Below are 22,700 nucleotides of genomic sequence, written 5' to 3'. Positions count from 1 at the left end.
ACCCTCTCACCCGCCGTGTCCAAAAATTATTTGACAAATCCGTGTGACAAATATGCCACAACACACGTCGTATTACTGACAGCCTCTGTCAGCCGCAGACCGGAAGGATTCCCGATGTTCCACTCACCCGCCGTCGACGACAGCATATCCGCCGGTGCCGTCATGCCCACGTTCGATTCGTTGCTCGTCGGTCCGGCCGATGATGATGATGGCGCCGGGGACTCGACGGCTGCGACCGCATACGTCTGGGGCACGCGCGCCTGGCTGCCACCGACGCAACACCACTGGAAAGGGAAGACGCTATGAGTGCATCCGACAAGATCGAAAACGCCGCCCAGGACCTCAAGGGCAAGGCCACTGAGGCCGTGGGCAAGGCCACCAAGGATGATTCCAAGGTTGCCGACGGCAAGGCGGAGCAGTCTTCGGCGAGTGTGAAGAAGGCCGGCGAAAACGTCAAGGACGCTTTCAAGCACTAAGTTCTTACGCATGGAGCGTCAGATCCAGTCGTTGCGCTTGAACAGCACGTAGAGCAGTGCCGAGAGCCCCACGATCAGCGCGGCCGAGCTGTAATAGCCCAACGGCTGGGCGAAGCCGGGGTAGGGCACGTTCTGCCCGTAGAAGCCCGTGATGGCTGTGGGCACGGCGATGATGGCCGCGTAACCAGTCACCTTCTTCGTGATCACGTTGAGCCGGTTGCCTTGAATCGCCAGATTCGCCTCAAGGATGGCGGTGGCCTGGTCACGCAGGCTCTCCGTCCATTCCATGACGCGCAGCACATGGTCGTACACGTCCTGGAAGTAGGGACCCATCTCGTCCCGCAGCAGGTGCAGATCGCGCCGCAGCAGCGTGTTCACGACCTCGCGCATAGGAAGGATGACCCGGCGTATCGTCACGAGACTCTTGCGCAGTTCGAAGGAGGCCCGCTGCACCGCTTCCTGCTTGGTGCCGGGCAGGAAGAGTTGATCCTCGAGTTCTTCGACTTGTTCGTCCAGTGCTTCAACGGCGTCGAAATAGCCGTCGACGAGGTGGTCGAGCAGCCCGTGCAGGAGGAAGGCCACTCCGTTCCGGGCCAGATCGGAGGCCGAATCCCAGTGGGCCACGACGGCCTCCAGGTCGAAACCTTCAGTGTGAACGGTCACCAAGGCCCGGTCGGTGATGAACACCGCGATCTCGTGCGTGGTGACCTGAGCGGTCGCCACGCCGAATTCGGCCGAGTACGCGGACAGGAACAGGTGGTCGGGGTAGCGGTCGAGCTTGGGCCTCTGCCGCAGCGTCAGGGCGTCTTCGACCGCCAGCTCGTGCAGGCCCAGTTCGCCCGCGAGGCTGACGAGATCCTCTTCGCCGGGATCGGCGAGGTCCACCCAGACGACGGCGCCGGACAGGGCGAGGTGCTCAGACACCTCGGCGAGCGGGAAATCCTCGTCGACGAGAGAGCCGTCGCGGTAGCAGCGGGTACGGGGTGTGGGCACACTCCAGTCAAGCCCGATCTCGACCGATCGAATAGGTCAGCGCGCGGGGGGCTCCCAGGCGGCGACGGATGTGACGGTGTCGAGCACCTGCGTGCGTCCGGCATCCGTCAGCTCGATGCGGAGGCTCGGTGAGTCCAGCGTCATGGCCACGGTGAGTCGCGCGACGGCGTCCGTACCGGTCCAGAGGAGTTCGAGTCGGTCGTCGCCGATGGCCGTCCAGGAGAAGTCGCCGTCGAAGGCCGGGTGCGTGCTGCGGATGCGGGTCAGGCCGAGCTGGGCCCGGGTCACGTCGGTCGCGAGGGCACGTTCGACCTCCTCCGCCGTGTAAACGTGGCGGTTGACGTCGCGGCCATTGCCGGTGCGCTCGAAGAGTTCGGTGTCGTCGAGGCCGCCGAGCAGTCCAACGTAGTACACCTGCGGTCGGCCGGGCAGGAAGTGCTGCACGGCGCGGGCCAGAAGATAGGGCACTTCCTCGCCGCCGAGGACGCTGTAGAACGTCGCGTTGATCTGGTGCGGCAGCGTGAACCACTCGGGCACGACGGATGCGATGGAGGAGTGGCCGTGTGTGGCACGCTCCGCCCGCGCGAAGATGTCGATCATCTCGGCCTGGGTCAGCAGGCCCGGCTTGTCGCCGATCGGGCCCGCGTCGATGACGCCGATACCGTCGTGAGTGTCGAGCACGGTGATGGCGTTCGCGGGGCGGATCTTGAGCCAGTCCGCGAGGCGATCAACGGTTCCGGTGCCGAGCGAATGTAGAAGCAGAGGCGCCAGCGCGAAGTCGTAGACGCGGTCGACCAGCGGGGCGATCGCGAGCTGCTGGCTGTAGTGCGCGTGCACCTCGACCAGCACCTCGAGGCTCTCCTCGTGGGCTATGGCCACGACCGTGCGGGCGAACTCGAGAGTCTGCTCGGTCATGAAGCTGTCGGTTCCGGGGGTCTTCACGGCGTAGCCGACGGCGTCGAGCCGCACCGTTGTGACGCCGCCGGCGGCCAGCGTCCGCAACACCCGACGCAGATAGGCGAGGGCCGCGGGGTGGTGCACGTCCAGGTCGACCTGGGTGGGCATGAAGGTCGTCCAGACGAGGTGACGGCTGCCGTCGGCGCCCTGGTAGGCGGTGAAGGGGAGTCCGGGTCGCGGCCGGTAGAACGCCGTGATGTCCTTCTCGGTGCCGCCGTTCGGGAACACGGTGTCGAAGGTGAGGAACATGCCCTCGGAGGTGGAGGCGGTGCCACGGGCCAGCCAGTCGATGAACTCGACCGACGAGGAGGAGACGTGGTTGACGATGAGGTCCGCGGTGAGCCCGCGCGTGCCGGCGAGGCTGCGCATGTCGTCCCAGGTGCCCAGTCGGGCATCGACCGCGGCGTGGTCGATCGGGTCGAAGCCGGCATCCGCGCCGTCGAAGGGAACGTAGAACGGCAGCACGTGCACGCTGCCGAAGGCCCTCAGCGGGCCGTCGAGCAGCGTCTGCAGATTGTGGATGGTGCCGCCCAGGCGGTCGGCGTAGACGAGCAGCTCGATTGTGGTCATGTTCAACTCCGGTTCGACTCGGCGCGGCAGCGAACAGCACCGATTCAGAAGTTACGGCACCCGGTGGGCCAGGGCAATTCCGGCTGTCCTTCAGGCTGTCCTTCCGGCGGCTCCCCCTCGGTGGTCGAGCGTGCGAGACCCTGGAGACCCAACCCGGCCAGGGAACCCGTGACGTTGGTCGAACCGGTCGAGCCCAGGGCCCAGTACCCCCTTACTCGTCGTCCCGGGTTGCGTTCTTCCGTTCGATGGTGTCCGTCATGCGGGTGCGGGTGCGGGTGCGGGTGTCGGTGCGGCTGTCGGTGTCGGTGTCGGTGTGGGTGCGGGATTTGGTTGTGTTTCGCCCTGTGTAGGGCCCGGTTTCGAGCCGGGGTGGTGCCATGATCTGTGCGGCTCCGCGCAGCATGCGGATGGCCCGTCACTCCGCGCGGGTAAAGCACGCTCCGGTGCGCCCCGGGCGATGATGCGTCCGCCATCGTTGATCACGGCCTTCTGTTGGCCGCCGTTGCTGATCAGATCTCTGACGGCGAGCGCGTCGGGCCTGGACCGGTCGGCGACCTCGGCCGCTGCCGCCACCCGAACCGCGTCCACCCGTCTCCCGTGGACCCCGACTGCCGCGGTCACCTGCAGCAGGTCGTAGTCGTCGTCGTCGAAGCCGCGCACCGCCGAACACCGCCGAACACCGCAGAGACTCCCCACGCCCCACCGCGAGGGTCTGCCACTCAGCGACCGCGCGGGCCGCCGCGGACGGGCCGGGCACGGCAACCGCTTCGAAGCTTTCCCAGAGGTTGATCACAATCAAAAGGTTACCAAAATTAGAACAAAGAAACGAGGTTTTTTCCTGTTGTGGATAAGTGCTATTCGAAATCTATGTTCAATTTGACCGGTACGCTTCGATGAACGAATCCTGACGGCTGCGGGCGATGATGGATCACGAATTGGGGGTTTCGGGGCGGTTGTTCCTGGTGCCGACGTAGACGAGCAGTGGACCGCTACGCGGGATCACCGTGCGTTCCGGACCAGTGCGCCCGAACGCCCTGCTCCGAGTCCGAGGCCGTGCGGCAACGCCGCTGAACGAATTCGACGGAGATTTGGGCCAAAATGGCCCTAGACACTGCTGAACAGCTGTTTTTCAGGAAAACCTCCGTCGAATTGGTTCGACAGCTGACCCGGCGCTCCGCCTGTGCCGACAGGCATCCCCGGGGTGTGGTCAGCTCTGGCCCCTCCGGGAGCTACGCAACCGATCGATCAGGACCCTCTCGTGTGGTGCCGCGGAGCGTCCTGGTCGGCAAGATTCGTCCAGTGCTTCTCGGAGCCGCACTCGTCGCACAGGAACCAGATCTCTTCATCCGCCAGGGTGTCGATTGCCACGGCTCGGGTTCGCATGAGTCCGGCGCAATCGGCCTGCTGGCACTGGGGATTGAAGTCCATGTATGGAGCGCTCTCTCTCGGCGTGGCAGTTTGCCGTCTGTGTTGACCGTGCCGGTGACGTTACTCCGATTCGGCGTGTGCGACCAGAGCTGAGGTGGCGGAGCCACTTTTGCGGGTGCTATGCGCCGAGGCGTCGTGCCCGGAAGCCGAACACCATTGCCTCAATGCTTGGAGCGAGCAGCACGAGGACGGCTCGGGAGGCCGGCCAATGCTGCTGCCCCCAGCGGGACCGGTTCCTCGCCGCCGCGCTCGTAACCCGGCAGCTCAGCAGGGCATCACCCAGGAGTGCGGCGTCGACAAGAAACACCGGCAGGAAGGCCACGGAAATCCAGGAGGTCGTGAGGGCGCGGCGCCCCTCGCGGCGCCTGCTCTGCCTGGGTGCCGACGCTCGTTCCTGCAGCGGCCATGGTCGCTCCTTCGCCGCCGTCAGACTGCCCGTCCGTGCCGCACCGGGCAAGCGGGGGTGGCCTGTCAGGGCATCCGTTCGTGCGCATTCCATGATAATTTCGCCTGACCATGTCAGACCTGCCTGCCGAATCCTCCCGGCCTGCCGAGCCGCTCGGGCCGCAGAGACCTCTCTCGCGGGTCGAGGTTGCCGACATCGCGGTTCGCCTGTTCCAGGAGCACGGCTATGAGGCGACGAGCACCGTGGACATCGCCGAGGCGGCCGGGGTCTCGCGCAGCACCTTCTTCCGGCAGTTCCGGTCCAAGGACGACGTGATCTTCGCCGACCACGACGAGCTGGTCGCCCGCATCGACGAGCACTTCGCTGCGACGCATTCGGATCCCTGGCTGGCCGTGTGTGAGGCCGCCGCCATGGTCTTCGAGCGGTTCCGCGAGCGACTGGAGATCGTGCGCATCCGGGACCGGGTCCTGCGGGAGACCCCCGTGCTGCGGGACCGGGAAACCGTTATGGCGATCCGGTATGAACGGATGTTCGCCAGCTACCTGCGCAGTACCGTGCCGGGTGTGCCGCCCCTGACTGCCATCCGCTTCGCGGCCGCCGTGACGGCCACCCACAACTTCGTGCTGCGGCGCTTGATCCGGGCGACGGACAGCGTCGGCCCGTATTCGCTGGCCGCCGAACTCACCGAGGTGCGACGGCTTTTCCACCTGGATGCCGCGGAGCCAGGTCCCGAGGTGCGACCCGCGGGCGACGTGGTCGTCGCCGTCTTCCCGGCCGCCACGGATCCCACCGAACTGGCTCGCGCCATCGAGGAGCGACTGCGCGCCCAGACGCGCTCCCGCTGAGACTCAGTATCACTTGACCTGAGACTGAGTGTCAGGTAGAACTTGAACCTGGGTATTTTCTGACCGGTGCACGAGGGCATTCATGCCCTGGTGTCGGACGACATCAGCCGATCAGGCCTGCCCGACTTCGCTGTCCTCCACGAAAGGGAAACCGTGCCCGACTACGACGTATCCAGGCCCCTCGACACCGACTACTACGGCGTATTCGCCGACGTGCCTGAAACTGACCGGGCCTTCTGGGACCGCGCTCGCAGTTTTGCCACCGAGTCGCTGGACGAGTTGACGACCGCGTGGGACAAAGCCGAGTACCCGCTGCACCTGGCCCGTAGACTCGGCGAGCTCGACCTTCTCACCGACGGTGTCGTCGGCCCCGGACTGAGTCCCATGTCGCCGCTCGCGGCCGGGCTCGTCAACATGGAGATCTCCCGCGGCGATGGCTCGATGGGTACCGTGGTCGCCGTGCAGGGCGGGCTGGCCCTGCGCAGCATCGCCCTGTTCGGCAGCCCGGAGCAGCAGGAACGCTGGCTGGTGCCGCTGGCCCGCGCCGAGAAACTTGGCGCCTTCGCCCTGACCGAACCGGACCACGGCTCCGACTCGGTCGGCCTGGAGACCACCGCACAGCGCGACGGCGACGAATGGGTGCTCAACGGCGAGAAGAAGTGGATCGGCAACGGCTCGGTCGGCGACGTGACGGTGGTCTGGGCTCGTGACGACGACGGCAATGTGCGCGGCTTCATAGTGGAACAGGACACCCCCGGGTATCACGGAGAGACGATCACCGGGAAGGGGTCCCTGCGCGCCATCCACCAGGCTCGGATCACCCTCACGGATGTGCGGATCCCGCTGGACGCCGTGCTGCCGGGCACCCACACGTTCAAGGACGCCTCCACGGTGCTCTTCGCGACCCGGCTCGGAGTGGCCTGGTCGGCCCTCGGCCACGCCACGGCGGTGTTCGAGGCGGCTCTGAACTACTCGACCCAGCGCATCCAGTTCGGTAAGCCGCTCGCCGGTTTCCAGCTCGTGCAGGAGCGCCTGACCATGATGCTGTCCCGGCTCACGTCGATGCAGCTGCACTGCTTGCGCCTGGCTGAGCTCGACGGCGCCGGAACGCTGCGCCCGATCCAGGCGTCGCTGGCGAAGTATCACAACACCAGGGCGGCGCGGGAGATTGCGTCGATGGCCCGTGACATGCTCGGTGGCAACGGCATCCTGCTCGAAAACCACGTCATCCAGCACCTCGCCGACATCGAGTCGCTGCACACCTACGAGGGCACCGAAAGCGTGCAGTCGCTCCTGATCGGGCGGGACCTCACCGGGATCAGCGCCTTCCGCTGACCCGATTGCTCGGCTCAGGACTCGGTCGACCTGTGGTCGACGGATGTCGCCGCTCGCGGGTCGGGCGGGTTTCGGTCAGGTGGACGAAATGACCAGTACTCGACATTGTGGAGACATTCGGCGTCTGCCAACGTACGCTGTGACACAATCACTCAGCCCGGCCGCACCGGAACGTGCCAGAGAACACGGGCAGCACTGCGCGCAACCGTCGTGGGGGACGCGGCCCGTGCGCCTGAACCAGGAACGCAGATCGATGACCGACAAACACCTCACCGACGATCAGCTGTTGCTCGAAACGGATTACACCAGCTACGCCAGCTCGTGCCGCGACCCGCACATCACCCCGACGAACGACCTCGTGGAATGCCGACGGCAGAGCGGCCACGACGACACGCACGCCACCAGGTCCGGCCTGCGCGCCATCCGCTGGGCCGCGCCGGAGCCACACGCGGCCTAACCGAGCACGCCTGACCCGGCCCGCCCTGTCACACGCCCGTGCCCCGAACGAATTCGACGGAGATTATTCCCGAATCAATGCCAGAAACTCAAAAAAAGGTCGTTTCAGAACAGAATCTCCGTCGAATTGGTTCACCGCCGGAAACGCTGCTCAACCTGTGATGAACAGCCTCCCCGCCCGGAGGCTGCTGCAACGTGCCCGCGAAGGGGGGTGAGTGCCCGATCCTCGCACTCCTCTGAGTGCGTCGCCCGGCCAAACGAGGGGTGGACCCCGCTACCCCGTAGGCTGAACGGGGCACGCTTGACCGAAATTCGACGTGCTCACGCTTGATGAGCTGAGCTCGACGAAAAAAGGCCAAATATGACGCAGAACATTTCCGAACTTCCCCGCATCCGCGCGATGATCCGAAGCGACGGAACGGGAGAGCTCGTCATCGACGGTGTCAGCTCGCGCATCACCGCCGCCGACGAGGCCGGCGTGCGCGAGGAAATCATCAACCGGGTCACGGATGCCGCGCGCGCGATCGATCGCGCGGTGCGCCTGACCGCGGAAGACGAGCAGGGCAAGTCGCCGTTGATCGTTCACCCGAACGGGGACGTAGAAGACGATGGGGCCTTCATCCCGACCTCCTTGGAACCGGGACCGGCATCGGAGCCGGTGTCGACCGCGCCTGCTGCCGTCTCCGCCGCTGTCTCCGCCGCTGTCTCCGAAACCGAGAACGTCGAACTGATCGCGCTGGTCGTGCCCGCGGAACAGCAGAATTCGGGTCTCGACACCGCCGAACTCCAGGCCGCCGGGCTCGATGACGCTGGGCTTGGCACTGCTGCGCTCGACACGGCAACGCTGAAGGAAGCCAAGCGCGATGCTGACATGCGCGATGCCGATGCCGAGGTCATCCAGCAGATCGAACCGGCCCCGTCGGCACGGGCCCATGTCCCACCCCTCACCGCGTTCGATGGCCTCGTGCTCGATCTCGACGCCGACACCGACGATGAGGACGATCAGGAGCAGGACCTCGCGGCCTCGCCCTTCTCCGCTCCCCGGGCAGCCACGAACCTCGTCGGCCCGGCACCGGTGCCGGGCGGCACGTTCGCCGAGGTGCCCGCCGACGACCCCTCGATCGCCCCCGCGGCGCTCGCCGGTGGTGGTCCGAACCTCGCGGACTTCATGAATTCCCGTCCGCCGCTCGTGGCGGGGCCTGCCCTTCTGGGCTGGCAGGGCACGGTGCGGCGCCTCACCGGCGGACTCGTGTCCCCGGCCCCCGGAACCGGCGAGATGTCGCACCGCGCGGCGGTCGCGTCCGTGCAGCGCAGCCTGGTCGGCCCGCGCACGATCGTCGTGCTCAACCCGAAGGGCGGCGCGCACAAGACCACCGCGACCCTGCTCATCGCCGCGACCTTCGGCATCCATCGCGGCGGGTACACCCTCGCCTGGGACAACAACGAGACCATGGGCACCCTCGGCGTGCGGGCGCAGACCGCCGCCCACACCAACACCGCAGTTGACCTGCTCCGCGACCTCGACAACTTCGCCTATTCAAGCTCCGCCCGGGTCGGCGACCTCGACAACTACGTGCGCAACCAGGGTGACGCCCGGTTCGACGCGCTTGCCTCCGACCTCGACCCTGCCGGGGCAGCCAGTATCGACGACGTGGCCTTCGGCAAACTGCATGCCGCGCTCAGCCGGTTCTACCGAGTGCTGATCATCGACACCGGCAACAATATGCGGGCGTCCAACTGGGAGGCGGCCGTCGACGCGGCCGACCAACTCGTCGTCGTCTCCACCATCCGAGAGGACACCGCATATGGCGCGGCCTCGCTGCTCGACGGCCTGCGTCAGAAGGGCCACGCCGACAAGGTCGCTCAGGCGGTCACAATCCTGGCGTCACCGGCCAAGACGGCCGATCGTCAGCTCTCCGTGCGGCTACACGACCACTTCAGCAAGCTGACCCGCACCGTCGTGGACGTGCCGTATGACTCCGCCCTCGTGGCCGGGGGATCGCTGAACTACGACGCGCTCGCGCCGCGCACCCGTGAAGCGTGGCTCGTTGCCACGGCCGCGATCGCCGAAGGTCTCTGACCCGGCGGCGTCCCGGTGTTGAGCCTGCCCGGCTGACAGTGTGCCAGCCGGGATTCAGGCGGCACTGATCTCGGTCGGGCATACTGGCGAAGGCCCGAACGGATGCCCATCGACTCAGATGCCCCGCAAATCAGTGTGTGCATCGAATCCTGCCGAACAGATCAGTGGTCGAAAAGATCATTGTGAACAGATCACTGTCGAAGAGAAAGATCAGCGTGCGTAAACTTCCTGCCCTCATCTCCATTGCCACGGTTGCCGTACTCGCCCTCGCCGGGTGCAGTGGGTCTCCCTCCGACAACACCGGAGCGGCGGGAATCGCCTGCGTCGATTCCGGCACGGCGTCGGAGGCCGTGAAGGTCTCCGGCAAGGCCGGCGCCGAGCCCAAAGTGCAGTTCGAGTCGCCGCTGACCACGAAGGCCACCGAGGTCTCCGTCGTGACCGAGGGCAAGGGTGACGCCGTCAAGACCGACGACATCGTCGAACTGGGGTTCTCCGTCTACAACGCGAACACTGGCGAGAAGATGAACGCCGGCGGCTTCGGTGACGACCTCGGCGCTCCCATCACCCTGGCCAAGGACTCGAGTGTATTCCCGGCGCTGATGAAGGGTGTCGCGTGCGCGAATTACGGATCGCGCGTCGCGGTCGTGGCCCCGCCGGCTGACGCGTTCGGCGAGACCGGCAACGAGGAGCTCAAGGTCGGGGCCGAAGACAACATCATCTTCGTCATCGACGTCAAAAGTGAAATCCCCCCTCGCGCGAACGGCGAGGACCAGAAGCCGGAGGACGGCTTTCCGACTGTCAAGCTGGCCGAGGACGGCGCTCCGACCGTGACGATCCCGGCAACCGACGCTCCGACCGAGTTGAAGACCTCGGTTCTCAAGAAGGGTGACGGTGCCACAGTCGCCGAAGCGGACACCGTGGTCATGCACTACTCGGGCGTCGTCTGGTCCACCGGTGAGGTGTTCGACCAGACCTGGGGCAAGAGCGGTCCGACCCCGATCTCCCTGGCCGCCGTCGTTCCCGGCTTCGCCCAGGGTCTCGTCGGCCAGACGGTCGGGTCCCAGGTGATGATCGCGATTCCGCCGGAACTCGGCTACGGCGCCGAGGGCCAGCCCGACGCCGGCATCTCGGGTACCGACACGATCGTCTTCGTCGTCGACATCCTCGCCGCCGGCTAGCCGGCCGTTCGGCTGCGCTCGAACCGACCGGTTTTCTGGGACAGACGGCCGTCGTGCCGGGCGCCGCCGCAGTGCCGGTGCGGTATAGCAGCGACGAGCACGGCACCCTTCTGCAGCTGGCCGAGGTCGCGTCCGGACCGGTCGACACGGAGTTCCACGCTGACCTGGTCGGCCGGGCGCATCCGTGCGTTCAGGTGTGGCGCTTGTCCGAGCCGGTCAAGGTCAATAAAATGTTGATTTCGCGGCTCCGCTCGTTCCCGCTCGTTTCTCCCGTTTTTCCCCCGACCAGGCAGGGATGTCCCATGACCATCATTGAGGCCAGAGGTCTGACCAAGGTGTACCGCTCCAAATCCGGGCCGGTGCATGCGCTCGCTGGGCTGGACCTGTCCGTGCCGCGCGGGACCGTCAAGGCGCTGCTCGGCCCGAACGGCGCCGGTAAGACGACCGTCGTCAAGATGCTGACCACCCTGATCCGGCCGGACTCCGGCACCGCGTTCGTCGACGGCATCGACGTCGTCGCCGACCCCAAGGGCGTACGGCGCATTATCGGCGTTTCGGGACAGTACGCGGCCGTCGACGAGAACCTGACCGGGTTCGAGAACCTCGAGATGGTCGGTCGGCTGTACCACCTGGGCGGCACCGAGTCCCGGCGCCGGGCCCAGGAGCTGATCGACCTCTTCGAGCTGACTGCGGCCGGCAACCGCCCGGTCAAGGGCTTCTCCGGCGGGATGCGCCGCCGGATCGACCTGGCCGGGGCGCTGGTGATCAACCCGAAGGTGCTGTTCCTCGACGAGCCCACCACAGGGCTGGACCCGCGCAGCCGGATCGCGCTCTGGGCTGTCATCAAGCGCCTGGTCGCCGACGGCACCACCGTGCTCCTCACCACCCAGTACCTCGAGGAGGCCGACCAGCTCGCGGACGACATCGTCGTCATCGACGACGGCCGGGTGATCGCAGAGGGCACGTCCGACCACCTCAAGGCACAGATCGGCGGCCACCGCCTCGAGGTGGCCCTGGTAGAGGCCGGCGACGGCGTGGCGGCCCGGGATATCCTCGCCCGTTACGGCGCGGGAGAACCGGCGATCACCAGCGACGGCCGCGGCCTCGAGGTCGCGGTGGTCGACGGGCCGCGGGCGCTGCAGCAGGTGCTGGCGGCGCTGGGTGACGCGGACATCCGTCTGCACGACGCCGGCATGCGCCGGCCCACGCTCGACGACGTGTTCCTGAAACTCACCGGCCACAAGGCGGACAAGGCCGCCGACCAGGCGGACGACGTGGAATTGGAGAAGTCGGAATGAGCTCCGCTGCCACCCTCCCCTCCTGGAACCCGCTTTCGCTCTGGTACTCCGACGGCTGGACCGTCACCAAGCGCAACCTGATCAAGATCAAGCGCTCACCCGACATGCTCGTGTTCGCGGTGATCCAGCCGATCATGTTCGTGCTGCTGTTCAGCCAGGTTTACGCCGGGTCGATCTCCGTGGAAGGCACCGACTACGTCCAGTTCCTCATGGCGGGGATCTTCGCTCAAACCGTCGTGTTCGGGTCGACCTTCTCGGGCGCGGCGATGGCGCAGGACCTCAAGGAAGGGATCATCGACCGCTTCCGCAGCCTGCCCATGACCTCCTCCGCCGTGCTGATCGGACGCACCAATAGTGACCTGGTGTTGAACACGATCTCCATGGTGATCATGATGCTGACCGGGCTGCTCGTGGGCTGGCGGGTGAACTCTTCGGTGCCGGAATTCCTCGCCGGCGTGGGACTGCTGCTGCTGTTCAGCTACTCTTTCAGCTGGGTGATGGCGCTGCTCGGCATGAGCGTGAAGACTCCCGAGGTCATCAACAACGCGTCCTTCCTGATCCTCTTCCCGCTGACCTTCATCTCGAACGCCTTCGTGCCCAGCGACACCTTGCCGACCCCGCTGCGCGTCTTCGCTGAGTGGAACCCGGTTTCGTCGCTGGTGCAGGCGGCACGGGAGCTGTTCGGCAACGAGGGCACAGCTCCGGTGCCCGACATCTGGACCATGCAGAACCCGATTGCCACGGTGCTGATCGGCACCACGGTCATGCTGGTCGTGTTCGTTCCGCTCTGCGTGCGCAAGTTCGCGTCCATCAGTTCCCGCTAGCAGGAGTCAGTGAATCCCCTGGAGAGTGCCCATGAGTGACCCGGTGCCGTTCCGCACCGACCGGCGCACAGGAGCGTTGCGCGCGCCCCGCAACACCGCGCCCGGCGGGGCCGGCCCCTGGGACGTGAAGCGCGTTCATCCGTCGCTCTACGGGCCTGCCAACGTGGACTGGGAGCTGATCGGGGTTCCGGCCCAGCGGTTCGTCGCCCTCGACGGGGCCGGCGACCCGGACACGGCGCCGGCCTACATCGAGGCCGTCGAGGCCCTCTACGCCATCGCCTACGCGGTCAAGTTCGCGGCCAAGCGTGCGCTCGGCCGCGAGATGGTCATCGCACCGCTCGAAGGCCTCTGGTACGCCGACGATGCCTCCGTCTTCACCGCCGGCGCGAAGGCGGAGTGGAAATGGACGCTGCTGATGAGCCAGCCGGACTGGGTGACGGATGCCTTCATCGCCGAGGCCATCACCGGCGCGCTCGCGAAGAAGAAGCTGTCCGCGCTCGCCCGGGTGCGGGTGGAGAGGCTTGACGAGGGGCTGTCGGCGCAGCTGCTGCATGTCGGGTCCTACGCCGCCGAGGCACCCGCGCTCGCCCGTCTGCACGGGGAGTTCCTGGCAAGCTACGGGCTGAGGGTGAACGGCCGGCACCACGAGATCTACCTCGGCGACCCGCGCTGCGCCGCGCCCGCGAAGCTGAAGACGGTGCTGAGACAGCCGGTCGCGCCGGTCTGACCCGCGCCGGCCGGGCGGCGCCGCCTACTCCTGACGCCGGCCGAGGTCGGCCTGGATCAGGAGGGCGAACTCCCGCAGCAGCACGGGGTCGACCTCGGCGGGGCCCCGGGGTTCCGAGTCGAACACGCACAGAACGCCGATCCGCTCGCCGGAGTCGGCCTCGATCGGGAAACCCGCGTAGAAGCGGGTCTGCTCCTGGCCCAGACGGGGCGGGCGGGCGGTGAACCGGTCGTCCAGGAGCACGTCAGAAACCACGAACGCTCCGGCCCCGCTCACGGCGAGGGCCGTGATCGACCCGGCCAACGAGTAGACGCGTGGAGTGAAGCCCACGCTCACCAGGTCCCAGAGCCGGTCGCCGTCGATGAGCGTCAGGGCGGCCGACCGGGTGCCGTAGGCGCTTCTGGCCAGGGCGACGATGTGGTCGCAGCGCACCTCGGTGTCGGCGGCGAGGATGCCCAGCCTGGCGACCGCCCGGCGGGGGTCAGGCGAGAGCGGCTCGGCACCCCACGCTTCCGCGCGGCCATCGGCCGTTCCTCGGGAAGCACCCAGGTACTCGGCATCGAGCGGTGGCGCCATCTCGTCTGCGAGGAGATTGGCCCACTGCACGTACTGCGCGGCCGTGCGCACCCGCCCCGGCGTTGAGGCGAGGGTTGCGGCCATGGGCACAAAGCAGCTCCGCTCCTGCCCCGCGCAGATCGCCGCGCTGGCCTCGTCCAGGCTGCGGGCGTGCTTCTCGGCCACGGAGCCCAGCCCGGAGTCGAAGGCCGCGATAGACCGGATCGGCTGCACGCCGAGCACGAAGATCCTGGTGCTGAGCGAGGACTCGTGCCGGATCCGGTCGAGCAGGGCGGACAGCTCGCGCTGCCAGACCAGGGCTGACAGGAGGGTGACGGCGTCGGTCGTGCCGAGGCTCACGACGACCGCGTCATATCGCCAGAGTCCCAGCCCGTCGAGTTCGGCCTGCGATGTGCGGATGGTGACCAGCGGGTTCGGGATGACGTCGACATCCGTGCCCCGCCCGGTGCGAGTCGACAACGCCCGCGCCAGAGATCCGGGCAGGGCCACGTTGTGGCTGAGCACGCCCCAGCCGACGGCCGGTCCGCTGCCGAAGAGGAGCACGCGGTCGCTGTCGGTTCCCGGGGAATGCGCCTGAGGAGTGTCCCGGGGCCGCGGGATGTCGTCGTAGTCGCGCGTCACGGCCGCCGACCAGGCTCGCATCAGGGGTACCAGCACCCAGCGCAGGAGTTGCGGCACGGAGGGCTACCGGCCGCCGCGGCGCTTGCCCGCCCGGGGGCTGGGGGTGTTGCGGGTGCGGCCCGGGGCGCTCGTCGCCTTCTTCGCCACGGCCGGCTTGGATTTCGCCGCCGCGACCCGCACGGCCTTCGCCGCCGCCTTTGCCTTGTCGGTCTTCTTCTCTTTTTTGACCTTTTCGGTGCCGGCGGGCAGCGAGTCGACCCGCGAGCTGTCCTTCGTGCGGCCGCGCACGATGCCGATGAACTCCTCGACGTCTTCCGTGGTCTCACGGGAGAGCCAGGCCAGGGACACCTGGCTCTCGGCGACATCCTCGACCGGGCGCGAGACGACATCCTTTCGGCCGTATAGTCGGGCGATCGAATGGGGGACGATCAGGATGCCGACCCCGGCCGCGACCTGCGCCATCGCGTCGTCGAGGTCGCGCATGGCCGGGAGCGGGCGGCGGGTGCCGTCCCTGATCTCGGTGGCCACGAGGCGCCACTCGGGCACGTCCTCGGGGTCCTGCAGCAGGTGCTCTTCGGCCAGGTCGGCCACCAGCACGCTGTCGGCGTCGGCGATGAAGTGGTCTTTGGCCGCGACGACCACCGGGATCTCCCGGTAGAGGGCGATCAGGCTGAGATCGGTCTCATCGACGGGCAGGCGCACCAGGCTGACCTGGGCGCGGCCGTCACGCAGCACCGCGTCCTGTTCGGACGGGTCGGTGCGGAAGACCTCGAGTGGCTGGTCGGGGCGTCGATCGGCCCAGGTGCGGGTCCACTTGGTGGGGGTCACACCGGCGACGAAGGCAAGGGAAAAGGTCACCGGCATCCTTTCTCGTGATGGCACTGCGAACGTAGATCCGTGGGGAGCGGCTGTCTCTCAGGCTATGCGGGTGCTCTCAGGCTATACGCTTGACTGATGAGCGAGAAGAAGACCCAGACCATGAAGCCCGCCACGGCGGCCCAAAAGCTCGGGATTCTGCTCGAAGCAGCCCCGGAAGAATTCCAGAGCGCACCCGTGTCGCGCACCGAGCTGGCCGCGCTCGAAGCGAAACCGCCTGCCTGGCTGGTCGAACTGCGGGCGAATGGCCCGCATCCCAAGCAGGTCGTCGCCGCCAAGCTTGGCGTCTCGATCTCCGGCCTCGTGCGCGGCGCCGTGACGGAGCCGCTCACCTCCGCCGAGATCCAGGCTCTGCTGCAGCAGCCGCCGGCCTGGCTCGTGACCGAGCGTGCCACCCAGTATGAGGTGCGCGAGGAGCAGATCCGGGTCAAGGACCGCGACGCCGAGCGCGCCCGCAAGATCGCCCACGTCGCCCGCCAGGCGGCCCAGAACGAGAAGGCCGGTCGCGGCCGCTAGCGCCGCCGTCCCGCGCGCACGTCGCTCCCTCCGCGTCGTCTCACCAATTCGACGGAGATTTTGCCCGTAGGACGTCGATTCCGGCCTTTTTGGCCAACTCGGGCCAAAATCTCCGTCGAATTCGTTCGGGGCGGGAGACGCTGCTGTGTCGGGTGTCGGGCCTCCTAGGCGTCGTACTGCGCGCGCAGGAACGTGACGATCTCGCCCAGTTCGGCTTGCGAAATGGAATGGCCCATGCCCTCGTAGATGCGCTCGGTAAGTGTGGAGTGTTCGGGAAGCCATGCCCGGGTGCGGTCGACGGCATCCTGCGGGATGACCGGGTCGGCCGTGCCGCGGCCCCAGAAGACCGGCAGGCGCCGCTCACGCAGGCGCTCGTCACCGGTGTGCTCGCTGCGCCCCACGAAACCGGACAGCTGCACCGCGAACGCGAACCGGTCGGGTGCCTGCCGCAGCAGCTGCAGCGCCATAGCCCCGCCCTGCGAGAAGCCGAGTAGTCCGACGGACGCGGGCTGCTCGGGAAGGCCGTCCAGCCATTCGAGCACCCCGGCGGCGGCAGCATCCAGTGCGTCGGCGCTCGGCGAGCCCGGGTTGACCTTGGCGCCGGCGGCCCCGATCGGGAACCAGGCCCAGCCCGGACCGGTCGGGAGCGGGGCGCGCAGCGCGGCGATCACCGGATGCAGCGGCAGGTGCGGCGCCAGCGAGAAGAGATCCCCCTCGTGCGAACCGTAGCCATGCAGAATCAGCAGAAGCGGTCGCCCGGCACGGTCGGCGCCAGACGCGCTCCACAGCACGGCATCCGGGTCGATGGGCTCGGCGCACGCGGCGGCGGCGCCGGTGGTGCTGCTCTCGGTGGTGTCGTCGCTCCCGGTGGAGGCGTCGCCGCCGGGATTGGTGTCGTTCGGGCCCATGGTGGTCCTCCTGTTCGAGGTCGACACCGGGAAACGCCGACGGGTCAATCTTTCCACTCCCGGGGACGCGGCAAAATCGGTCGGCATCCGTCGTACCCCATGCAGAACTCCGGCGATCCGCTGCGAGAAGCCGGAAAGATGCCCGTACTTCCGGGAACCGTGCCACCGCTCCGCCGAATTGCAGGAGCCATGCACACCACCGGCCGGCACTTCCCCACGTGGCGGCGGCATCCGCGGGCACCCCGTGGCCAACTCAGGAGATTCCGGCAGCGGCGGGCGCGCCCCCGCAGAGTTCCGCATGTTACCGCGTCGTTTCGCGGGGCGACCGCGCCAGCCACCCGTTTCTCCTGAGTCAGCCTCACCTCACTCGCCCCGCCTGGCCTGCCCTGGCCGGCCCGAGCATCCGTCGCCACCTGCTCGACCGGCGACGGATGTCCCGATCAGCTGGTCCGCCGCCTCGCCCCGCGCCGCCGGAGTGAGGCCCGCGAGGTGGCCGGTCGCCCACCAGAGACGGCCGGCGAACCCGAGTCCGGTGTTGTGGGTGACTGCGCCGGCCCGGGCCACCCGGTCGATGAACCCGGCGAGGGGAGCAAGGCCGAAGGAGATCCCCACGGGGGTGATGCGCATGGCCGCGCCGTTGGTCGTGCCGAAGCGCCCGGACTCGAGGGATGACACGCCGGATCGCAGGCGCTCAAGCGTCGTCGTCGAGGGTCCGAGCAGATCGAGGGAGCCGCGCGCCCGCGCCCGTTCCACTTAGTCGAGAAGCCGCTTCGCGAAGACGCCGGGGTCGCCCTGGCCGTGACAATCGATCAGGAGCGGGCCAGCAGACTGGCCTGCTCCGCGTCATCCGTGATCGACCCGGCGGGCATCCCGACGGCGATCGGCTGGTGCGGTCCGGGGTCCCGAAACCCCTCACTGGCGCCGTAGTCGGCCTCGATCTAAGCCCGGGACAGGTCCTGCGTCGGCATCCCGAGTGCATCGCCGAGCGCCAGCCGGTGAAGGCGCCGAGCGCGCGGTCGTGGCGCGCCGCCGCAGTTCTCTGCCTCACCATGCGCAGACCGTCGCCGCACGCGCGCCGGACCGCGCCCGTTCCGTCCGACCCGCAGCGGGGTGCCCATGGCGTATCCGGGCGCAGGGTACGACAGAATAGCCTCATGAGCGTGCGCACCCCTGACCCCGATCCGGACTGGACGCCTGGCCCCGAGGGCGCGGGGCCGCCCCACACCAACCCGGGCTGGCTGAGCGACGTCGAGCTGGCCGAAGTGCGGCGCCGACTTCCGATCCTTTACATCGAGGCGGTGCCCGTGCGCGTCGACGGCCTCGGCCAGGTCGTGGAGGTCGGCGTGCTCCTGCGCGCCCGGTCGACCGGCGAGATGACTCGGATGCTCGTGTCCGGCCGCGTGCTCTACGGCGAGACCCTGCGCGACGCCCTCTTCCGGCATCTCGAGAAGGATCTCGGCCCGATGGCCTTCCCGCAGCTGCCGATGAGCCCGGTGCCGTTCACGGTGGCCGAATACTTCCCGATGCCGGGCATCACCGCGTTCACGGATGACCGCCAGCACGCCGTTTCGATGGCCTACGTCGTTCCCGTCACCGGCACCTGCGACCCGCGCCAGGACGCCCTCGAACTGACCTGGATGACCCCCAAGGAGGCTGCCTCCGACGCGGTGGCAGCCGAGATGGAGGGCGGGCGCGGGGCGCTGCTGCGCATGGCGCTCGCCTCGGTCGGCGAGCTGCGTTAAGCCGCCTGATGGCGGCCCGATCCTGCGGGCCGCCGCTGCGAGCTACTCGGTCGTGACGAGTGACAGACGACGTGCGAGCGAGCGCGGTCGCACCAGGCGCACTTCGTGGAGCTGTTCGCCGAGCACTTCCTGATCCTGCTCGTGGCCGTCGGGGGCGTAGCCGTTGCGCTTGTAGAACGAGTGCGCGCGGGGGTTGTTTTCGGCGACCCACAGGTAGGACGGGCCCTCGTCGACGACCGCGTCGAAGAGCTGCTGGCCGATGCCGGTGCCGTGGTAGGCGTCGAGCAGGTAGATGAAGTAGAGCTCCATCGGGGCCGGTTTGTCGGCGTCGCGGGACGGCCCGCTGCCGGCGAATCCGACGATCTCGCCGTCGACGAGGGCCGCAACCTGGCGGTGGTTCGGTCCTTGGGCGCTGAACCGGCGCCACATGGCGGCCAGGCGTGCGGGCTGCAGCTGCTCGAGGGCGGCCTCGCTGAGCAACTGGTCGTAGGTTTCGTGCCAGCAGGTGGCATGCACGCGGCCGAGACTGTCGGCATCCGCTTCTGCGACGGGACGAAGTACTGCTGTGGTGGCCATGACCCGAGACTAGCTCAGCCGCAGGCACACGATTGACGCTGCCGGGTTCTGCCCGTGGTCACTGCGCCGACGGCTCCCGTCCGACCCGCGACTTCCCGGTCTACGGCGGCTCCAGACCCCGCCGATGAGTCGGATAACAAGTGGCTAACTCCTGAGATCCGGTGGCGCCATGGTGTGGCGCCACGTGATTCCGGGGCCGAGCATCCGTCACGGGCATGTTTCTCCTGAGTTGGCCACAAGGCAGAACGGGCCGGCCTCGGGAGAGGCCGGCCCGTTCACAGTGGAACTAACGTGCAGATGCTACCGAGCGACTAGCCCTGCGCGCGGCGCGGGGCCGAGCGACGAGCGCCGCCGGTGGCACCGGCGCCGCGCACGAGGCCCCCGACCTGGAGGCCGCCGGAGCGACCACCCTGGGCCGGACGGCTCTGGGCGTTGCCCGATCCCTGGCTGCGACCGGATGCCGCGGGGCGGCCCGAGCGCTCCTGGCGCGCTCCGCCGGCGGGTGCCACTGCGTCGCTGCCGCGGTGTCCGCGGTTGCCACGTGCTCCACCGGCGCGGGCGCCGGAGTCACGGGAGCCGGAGTCGCGCTCATCGCGGTTGACGCGCTTGCGCTGGGCGTTGGCGCCCTGCGAGCGGCCGCCCTGGGACTGGCCGTGCGGCTGCTCCACGCGGGGGAGCGGCTTGACGTACGCTGCGACGTCGCCGACGAGGGCGTCCACGGCGGGGGAGGACGCGGTCACGCGCTGCGGGGTCACCTTGATGGCGGCCTTGCGCAGCAGCGCGTCGGTGTCGCGGCGCTGTTCGGGAAGAACCAGAGTCACGACGTCGCCGGCGCTGCCGGCGCGGGCGGTCCGGCCCGAGCGGTGCAGGTACGCCTTGTGCTCGGCCGGCGGGTCGACGTGGATGACGAGTTCGATGTCGTCGACGTGCACGCCGCGGGCGGCGACATCCGTGGCGACGAGAACCTTCACGTCGCCGGCGCTGAACGAGGCGAGGTTGCGGTCACGGGCCACCTGTGAAAGGTTGCCGTGCAGGTCGACGGAGGGGATCCCGGCGTCGGTGAGCGACTTGGCGAGCTTCTTGGCCTGGTGCTTGGTGCGCATGAAGAGGATGCGGCGGCCGGAACCGCTCGCGAGCTTCTCGACGAGCGCCTTCTTCGATTCGACGCCGTCGATCTCGAAGACGTGGTGCGTCATCGCGGAGACGTGGCTGTTGGCCTCGTCGACCGAGTGCATGACCTCGTTGTGCAGGAAACGGCGCACGATCTTGTCCACCCCGTTGTCGAGCGTGGCCGAGAACAGCAGGCGCTGGCCGCTGCTGGGCGTCTTGTCCATGATGCGCGTGACGACGGGCAGGAAGCCCAGGTCCGCCATGTGGTCGGCCTCGTCGAGCACGGTGATCTCGACGGCGTCCAGGCTGATGAAGCCCTGCTTCATGAGGTCCTCGAGGCGACCCGGGCAGGCCACGACGATGTCGACGCCGGCCTTGAGTGCGGAAACCTGGCGGCCCTGCGAGACGCCACCGAAGATCGTGGTTGTGTTGAGGCCGTACGCCTCGGCCAACGGCGTGAGCGCGTTGGTGATCTGCGTGGCCAGCTCGCGGGTCGGGGCGAGGATGAGGCCGAGCGGGCGGCCCGGACGACGTCGGCCGCCGGCGAGCTTGCCGCCGAGGCGTGACACCATGGGCAGTGCGAACGCGAGGGTCTTGCCGGAGCCGGTCTTGCCGCGGCCGAGCACGTCGCGGCCGTTGAGGGTGTCGGGCAGCGTGTCCACCTGGATCGGGAACGGGCTGTCGATGCCCTGCTCGGTCAGGATGGCAACGAGAGGGGCCGGCACGCCAAGCGCGCTAAAGGAAGTTTCAGACAAAATGGTGCCTTTCGGGCATCAGATTCCTCGGGCATCCGTTCCGCACGGGCGGCAACTCGGAGCCTCAGAGGTTTCACATGGCGAAGGTGCCGATGGGCACATCCGTTCGCCGTAAGAAGGTTTAATTCGAAAAATCGGGCCGGCCCTGGTGGGCTGCCGCAATAAGAAGAGGCGTTCTACGACGCAGCGAGCGCAACTGCACACACGCAAGCTTCCATTCTAGCGGATGCTGTCAAGCCCTAGGGTCGAACGCCCGCCCGACGGGAGCCGTGGGGTGGCGCTCCGCACCGGGGGTCAGCTCGCCGACGGGCACCTCCGCGGCCACGGTATTGCCGGCCTGGGGCAGCGGACAGGCCCACATCGGGTCGTACGCGCAGGACGGGTTGTAGGCGAAGTTGAAGTCGAGGATGATGCTGTCGTCGTCGGCCCCGGCGCCCAGGTCGGCGCCCTTGACCGTGTCGAGCAGGTAGCGACCGCCGCCGTAGGTTCCGCCGGGCTTGCCGGCCAGACCGTCGCGCACAGGCAGAAAGAGCCCGCCGCCGTAGCTGGAGAGCCGCCACAGGTCGATTGGTCCCAGGTAGGGCAAACGCACGGTGCCGACGAGGTCGAACTGCACCTTCCCGTCGGTGCCGGTGTCAACCGAGATGCGCATCGGATGTTCCGCGCGGTGCACCTCGGCCTCGAACCGCCAGTCGGGGTCGTAGGCGGCGACCGGCAGCCCGGTGAAGCCGGCCCGGTCGTCGGGCATCAACGGCGACGCCGAATGCCCGCCGAACAGGTCGTCCCTGCCGCTCCGCCACAGTTCGTGGCCGGCGGCCGGGTCGTGCGCGCTGAGCTGGCGCACGCCGCCGTACAGCCCGAACACGCGCCGACGCCAGTCGGCCACCTGCAGGGCGCCGAGGGTGGTGCTCACGAGCTCGCGCCGGACTCATCGACGCCGAGGTCGAGGCTCCAGTTCGGCGCGAGGCGCTTGAGCTGGTGCAGCCGCCACTGCCAGAGCGCCCAGAAAACGGGCCAGCTGGCCAGGGTGAGCGCGCCGGTGCGGAAGATCAGCTGGTCTCGAAAAAGCGTCTTGCCGGTGCCGGCCGGGTCGGGAGACACGGCCATCCGGTGGTCCCAGAGGGTGACCGAGGCGAGCGGCCCCGATACCCCGCGGCCGGTGTCACGCAGGATGCGCACGCCATCCTTCCGGGTGGTCGCCATGGTCAGGCGGATCACCTGGTCGCCCATCGGCACCAGGCCGAGCGCAGTCAAGCTGACCGGATGCTCACCCGGCTCCCAGATGGTGGGGAAGCCATCCATCTCGAGCGATTCGACGCTCACCACGGGCGAACTTACCTCGCGGAACACGGCAGGACTCCGCAGGGCGCGCCAGGCGGCATCGGGGGAGCAGTCGAGGATCTCTTTCAGAAGAACACGCATGACCCCAGTCTGTGGTGCTGGGGCA

26 protein-coding genes are annotated in these 22,700 nt (G+C 68.1%); 12 read left to right on the top strand and 14 right to left on the bottom strand.

From position 1 onward, the window contains the following. Positions 1–114: 114 nt before the first annotated feature. Both E3T40_RS15325 and E3T40_RS15320 read left to right on the top strand, forming a co-directional pair. Positions 115–306, top strand: a complete 192-nt coding sequence (locus tag E3T40_RS15325) for a hypothetical protein (protein WP_104195006.1) — start codon at positions 115–117, stop codon at positions 304–306. Then, on the top strand, positions 303–476 hold the full coding sequence (locus E3T40_RS15320; RefSeq protein WP_104195005.1) for a CsbD family protein: 174 nt from the start codon (positions 303–305) through the stop codon (positions 474–476). The genes E3T40_RS15325 and E3T40_RS15320 overlap by 4 nt, the downstream gene beginning before the upstream one ends. 18 nt (positions 477–494) lie before the next feature. On the opposite strand, the gene E3T40_RS15315 is transcribed toward E3T40_RS15320, so the two are convergent. From E3T40_RS15315 to E3T40_RS16765, 5 genes are all read right to left on the bottom strand, one after another. Then, a complete protein-coding gene (locus tag E3T40_RS15315; protein ID WP_104195004.1) occupies positions 495–1,469 on the bottom strand; it encodes a magnesium transporter CorA family protein in 975 nt (324 codons plus the stop codon). 36 nt (positions 1,470–1,505) lie between these two features. After that, positions 1,506–2,996: a sucrose phosphorylase gene (gene gtfA, locus E3T40_RS15310; protein ID WP_134544652.1), complete on the bottom strand. Its 1,491-nt coding sequence runs from the start codon at positions 2,994–2,996 to the stop codon at positions 1,506–1,508. Between the two features lie 211 nt (positions 2,997–3,207). Beyond that, the gene (locus tag E3T40_RS16465) at positions 3,208–3,375 is read right to left on the bottom strand and encodes a hypothetical protein (protein WP_166786661.1); all 168 of its coding nucleotides are present in this window, start codon (positions 3,373–3,375) and stop codon (positions 3,208–3,210) included. 866 nt (positions 3,376–4,241) lie between these two features. Next, entirely contained in the window at positions 4,242–4,424 is a 183-nt protein-coding gene (locus E3T40_RS15300; protein ID WP_104195001.1) for a hypothetical protein, read from the bottom strand. Between the two features lie 118 nt (positions 4,425–4,542). Beyond that, a complete protein-coding gene (locus E3T40_RS16765) occupies positions 4,543–4,746 on the bottom strand; it encodes a hypothetical protein (RefSeq protein ID WP_104195000.1) in 204 nt (67 codons plus the stop codon). A gap of 194 nt (positions 4,747–4,940) precedes the next feature. Between E3T40_RS16765 and E3T40_RS15290 the strand changes: the two genes are divergently transcribed. The 5 genes from E3T40_RS15290 to E3T40_RS15270 all read left to right on the top strand — a co-directional run bounded on the left by E3T40_RS15290 (position 4,941) and on the right by E3T40_RS15270 (position 10,724). Beyond that, a complete protein-coding gene (locus E3T40_RS15290; protein WP_104194999.1) occupies positions 4,941–5,675 on the top strand; it encodes a TetR/AcrR family transcriptional regulator in 735 nt (244 codons plus the stop codon). 117 nt (positions 5,676–5,792) lie between these two features. Then, on the top strand, positions 5,793–7,010 hold the full coding sequence (locus E3T40_RS15285; protein ID WP_104195090.1) for an acyl-CoA dehydrogenase family protein: 1,218 nt from the start codon (positions 5,793–5,795) through the stop codon (positions 7,008–7,010). Positions 7,011–7,263: 253 nt separating this feature from the next. Further along, positions 7,264–7,467, top strand: a complete 204-nt coding sequence (locus tag E3T40_RS15280) for a hypothetical protein (protein ID WP_134544646.1) — start codon at positions 7,264–7,266, stop codon at positions 7,465–7,467. A 360-nt stretch (positions 7,468–7,827) separates the two neighbouring features. Then, positions 7,828–9,546 carry a chromosome partitioning protein gene (locus E3T40_RS15275; RefSeq protein WP_134544644.1) on the top strand — a complete coding sequence of 573 codons (1,719 nt, stop codon included), beginning with the start codon at positions 7,828–7,830 and terminating at the stop codon, positions 9,544–9,546. A 215-nt stretch (positions 9,547–9,761) separates the two neighbouring features. Beyond that, positions 9,762–10,724: an FKBP-type peptidyl-prolyl cis-trans isomerase gene (locus E3T40_RS15270; RefSeq protein ID WP_134544641.1), complete on the top strand. Its 963-nt coding sequence runs from the start codon at positions 9,762–9,764 to the stop codon at positions 10,722–10,724. On the opposite strand, the gene E3T40_RS15265 is transcribed toward E3T40_RS15270, so the two are convergent. Beyond that, positions 10,721–10,906: a hypothetical protein gene (locus E3T40_RS15265; RefSeq protein ID WP_134544638.1), complete on the bottom strand. Its 186-nt coding sequence runs from the start codon at positions 10,904–10,906 to the stop codon at positions 10,721–10,723. The genes E3T40_RS15270 and E3T40_RS15265 overlap by 4 nt on opposite strands. Before the next feature lie 120 nt (positions 10,907–11,026). Here E3T40_RS15265 and E3T40_RS15260 point away from each other — a divergent pair, with 120 nt between their 5' ends. The 3 genes from E3T40_RS15260 to E3T40_RS15250 are packed head-to-tail and all read left to right on the top strand — an operon-like array spanning position 11,027 to position 13,573. Further along, entirely contained in the window at positions 11,027–12,022 is a 996-nt protein-coding gene (locus E3T40_RS15260) for an ATP-binding cassette domain-containing protein (RefSeq protein ID WP_134544635.1), read from the top strand. Continuing rightward, entirely contained in the window at positions 12,019–12,846 is an 828-nt protein-coding gene (locus E3T40_RS15255) for an ABC transporter permease (protein ID WP_104171719.1), read from the top strand. The genes E3T40_RS15260 and E3T40_RS15255 overlap by 4 nt, the downstream gene beginning before the upstream one ends. Before the next feature lie 31 nt (positions 12,847–12,877). After that, positions 12,878–13,573 carry a GyrI-like domain-containing protein gene (locus E3T40_RS15250; protein ID WP_134544632.1) on the top strand — a complete coding sequence of 232 codons (696 nt, stop codon included), beginning with the start codon at positions 12,878–12,880 and terminating at the stop codon, positions 13,571–13,573. Between the two features lie 24 nt (positions 13,574–13,597). Here the strand turns inward: E3T40_RS15250 and E3T40_RS15245 are convergent, their stop codons facing one another. After that, the gene (locus tag E3T40_RS15245) at positions 13,598–14,827 is read right to left on the bottom strand and encodes a GAF domain-containing protein (protein ID WP_104194994.1); all 1,230 of its coding nucleotides are present in this window, start codon (positions 14,825–14,827) and stop codon (positions 13,598–13,600) included. 6 nt (positions 14,828–14,833) lie between these two features. After that, positions 14,834–15,628: a LysR substrate-binding domain-containing protein gene (locus E3T40_RS15240; protein WP_198412014.1), complete on the bottom strand. Its 795-nt coding sequence runs from the start codon at positions 15,626–15,628 to the stop codon at positions 14,834–14,836. A gap of 96 nt (positions 15,629–15,724) precedes the next feature. Here E3T40_RS15240 and E3T40_RS15235 point away from each other — a divergent pair, with 96 nt between their 5' ends. Then, positions 15,725–16,162, top strand: a complete 438-nt coding sequence (locus E3T40_RS15235; RefSeq protein WP_174720118.1) for a DUF5997 family protein — start codon at positions 15,725–15,727, stop codon at positions 16,160–16,162. A gap of 164 nt (positions 16,163–16,326) precedes the next feature. On the opposite strand, the gene E3T40_RS15230 is transcribed toward E3T40_RS15235, so the two are convergent. Next, entirely contained in the window at positions 16,327–17,070 is a 744-nt protein-coding gene (locus E3T40_RS15230) for an alpha/beta hydrolase (RefSeq protein WP_104171723.1), read from the bottom strand. A 363-nt stretch (positions 17,071–17,433) separates the two neighbouring features. Then, positions 17,434–17,823: an ADP-ribosylglycohydrolase family protein gene (locus tag E3T40_RS16750; RefSeq protein ID WP_104171724.1), complete on the bottom strand. Its 390-nt coding sequence runs from the start codon at positions 17,821–17,823 to the stop codon at positions 17,434–17,436. 401 nt (positions 17,824–18,224) lie between these two features. Here E3T40_RS16750 and E3T40_RS15220 point away from each other — a divergent pair, with 401 nt between their 5' ends. Further along, positions 18,225–18,812 carry an NUDIX hydrolase family protein gene (locus tag E3T40_RS15220; protein ID WP_104101004.1) on the top strand — a complete coding sequence of 196 codons (588 nt, stop codon included), beginning with the start codon at positions 18,225–18,227 and terminating at the stop codon, positions 18,810–18,812. Positions 18,813–18,854: 42 nt separating this feature from the next. On the opposite strand, the gene E3T40_RS15215 is transcribed toward E3T40_RS15220, so the two are convergent. The 4 genes from E3T40_RS15215 to E3T40_RS15200 form a co-directional block, all read right to left on the bottom strand. Further along, positions 18,855–19,388: a GNAT family N-acetyltransferase gene (locus E3T40_RS15215; protein WP_104101003.1), complete on the bottom strand. Its 534-nt coding sequence runs from the start codon at positions 19,386–19,388 to the stop codon at positions 18,855–18,857. A 311-nt stretch (positions 19,389–19,699) separates the two neighbouring features. Then, complete coding sequence (locus tag E3T40_RS15210; RefSeq protein WP_134544629.1) at positions 19,700–21,253, bottom strand: DEAD/DEAH box helicase; 1,554 nt, start codon at positions 21,251–21,253, stop codon at positions 19,700–19,702. 232 nt (positions 21,254–21,485) lie between these two features. Then, positions 21,486–22,166, bottom strand: coding sequence for a DUF1684 domain-containing protein (locus E3T40_RS15205; RefSeq protein WP_198412013.1), 681 nt, complete (start codon positions 22,164–22,166; stop codon positions 21,486–21,488). Continuing rightward, on the bottom strand, positions 22,163–22,675 hold the full coding sequence (locus tag E3T40_RS15200) for a hypothetical protein (protein ID WP_104101001.1): 513 nt from the start codon (positions 22,673–22,675) through the stop codon (positions 22,163–22,165). Before E3T40_RS15200 ends, E3T40_RS15205 begins: the two co-directional genes overlap by 4 nt. Between the last annotated feature and the right edge of the window lie 25 nt (positions 22,676–22,700).

Source organism: Cryobacterium sp. TMT1-19 (assembly GCF_004403055.1).
In the GTDB taxonomy this organism is placed as follows: domain Bacteria; phylum Actinomycetota; class Actinomycetes; order Actinomycetales; family Microbacteriaceae; genus Cryobacterium; species Cryobacterium sandaracinum.
Note: the sequence above shows the minus strand (reverse complement) of the source record. Positions and strands in the feature narration are given on the sequence as shown.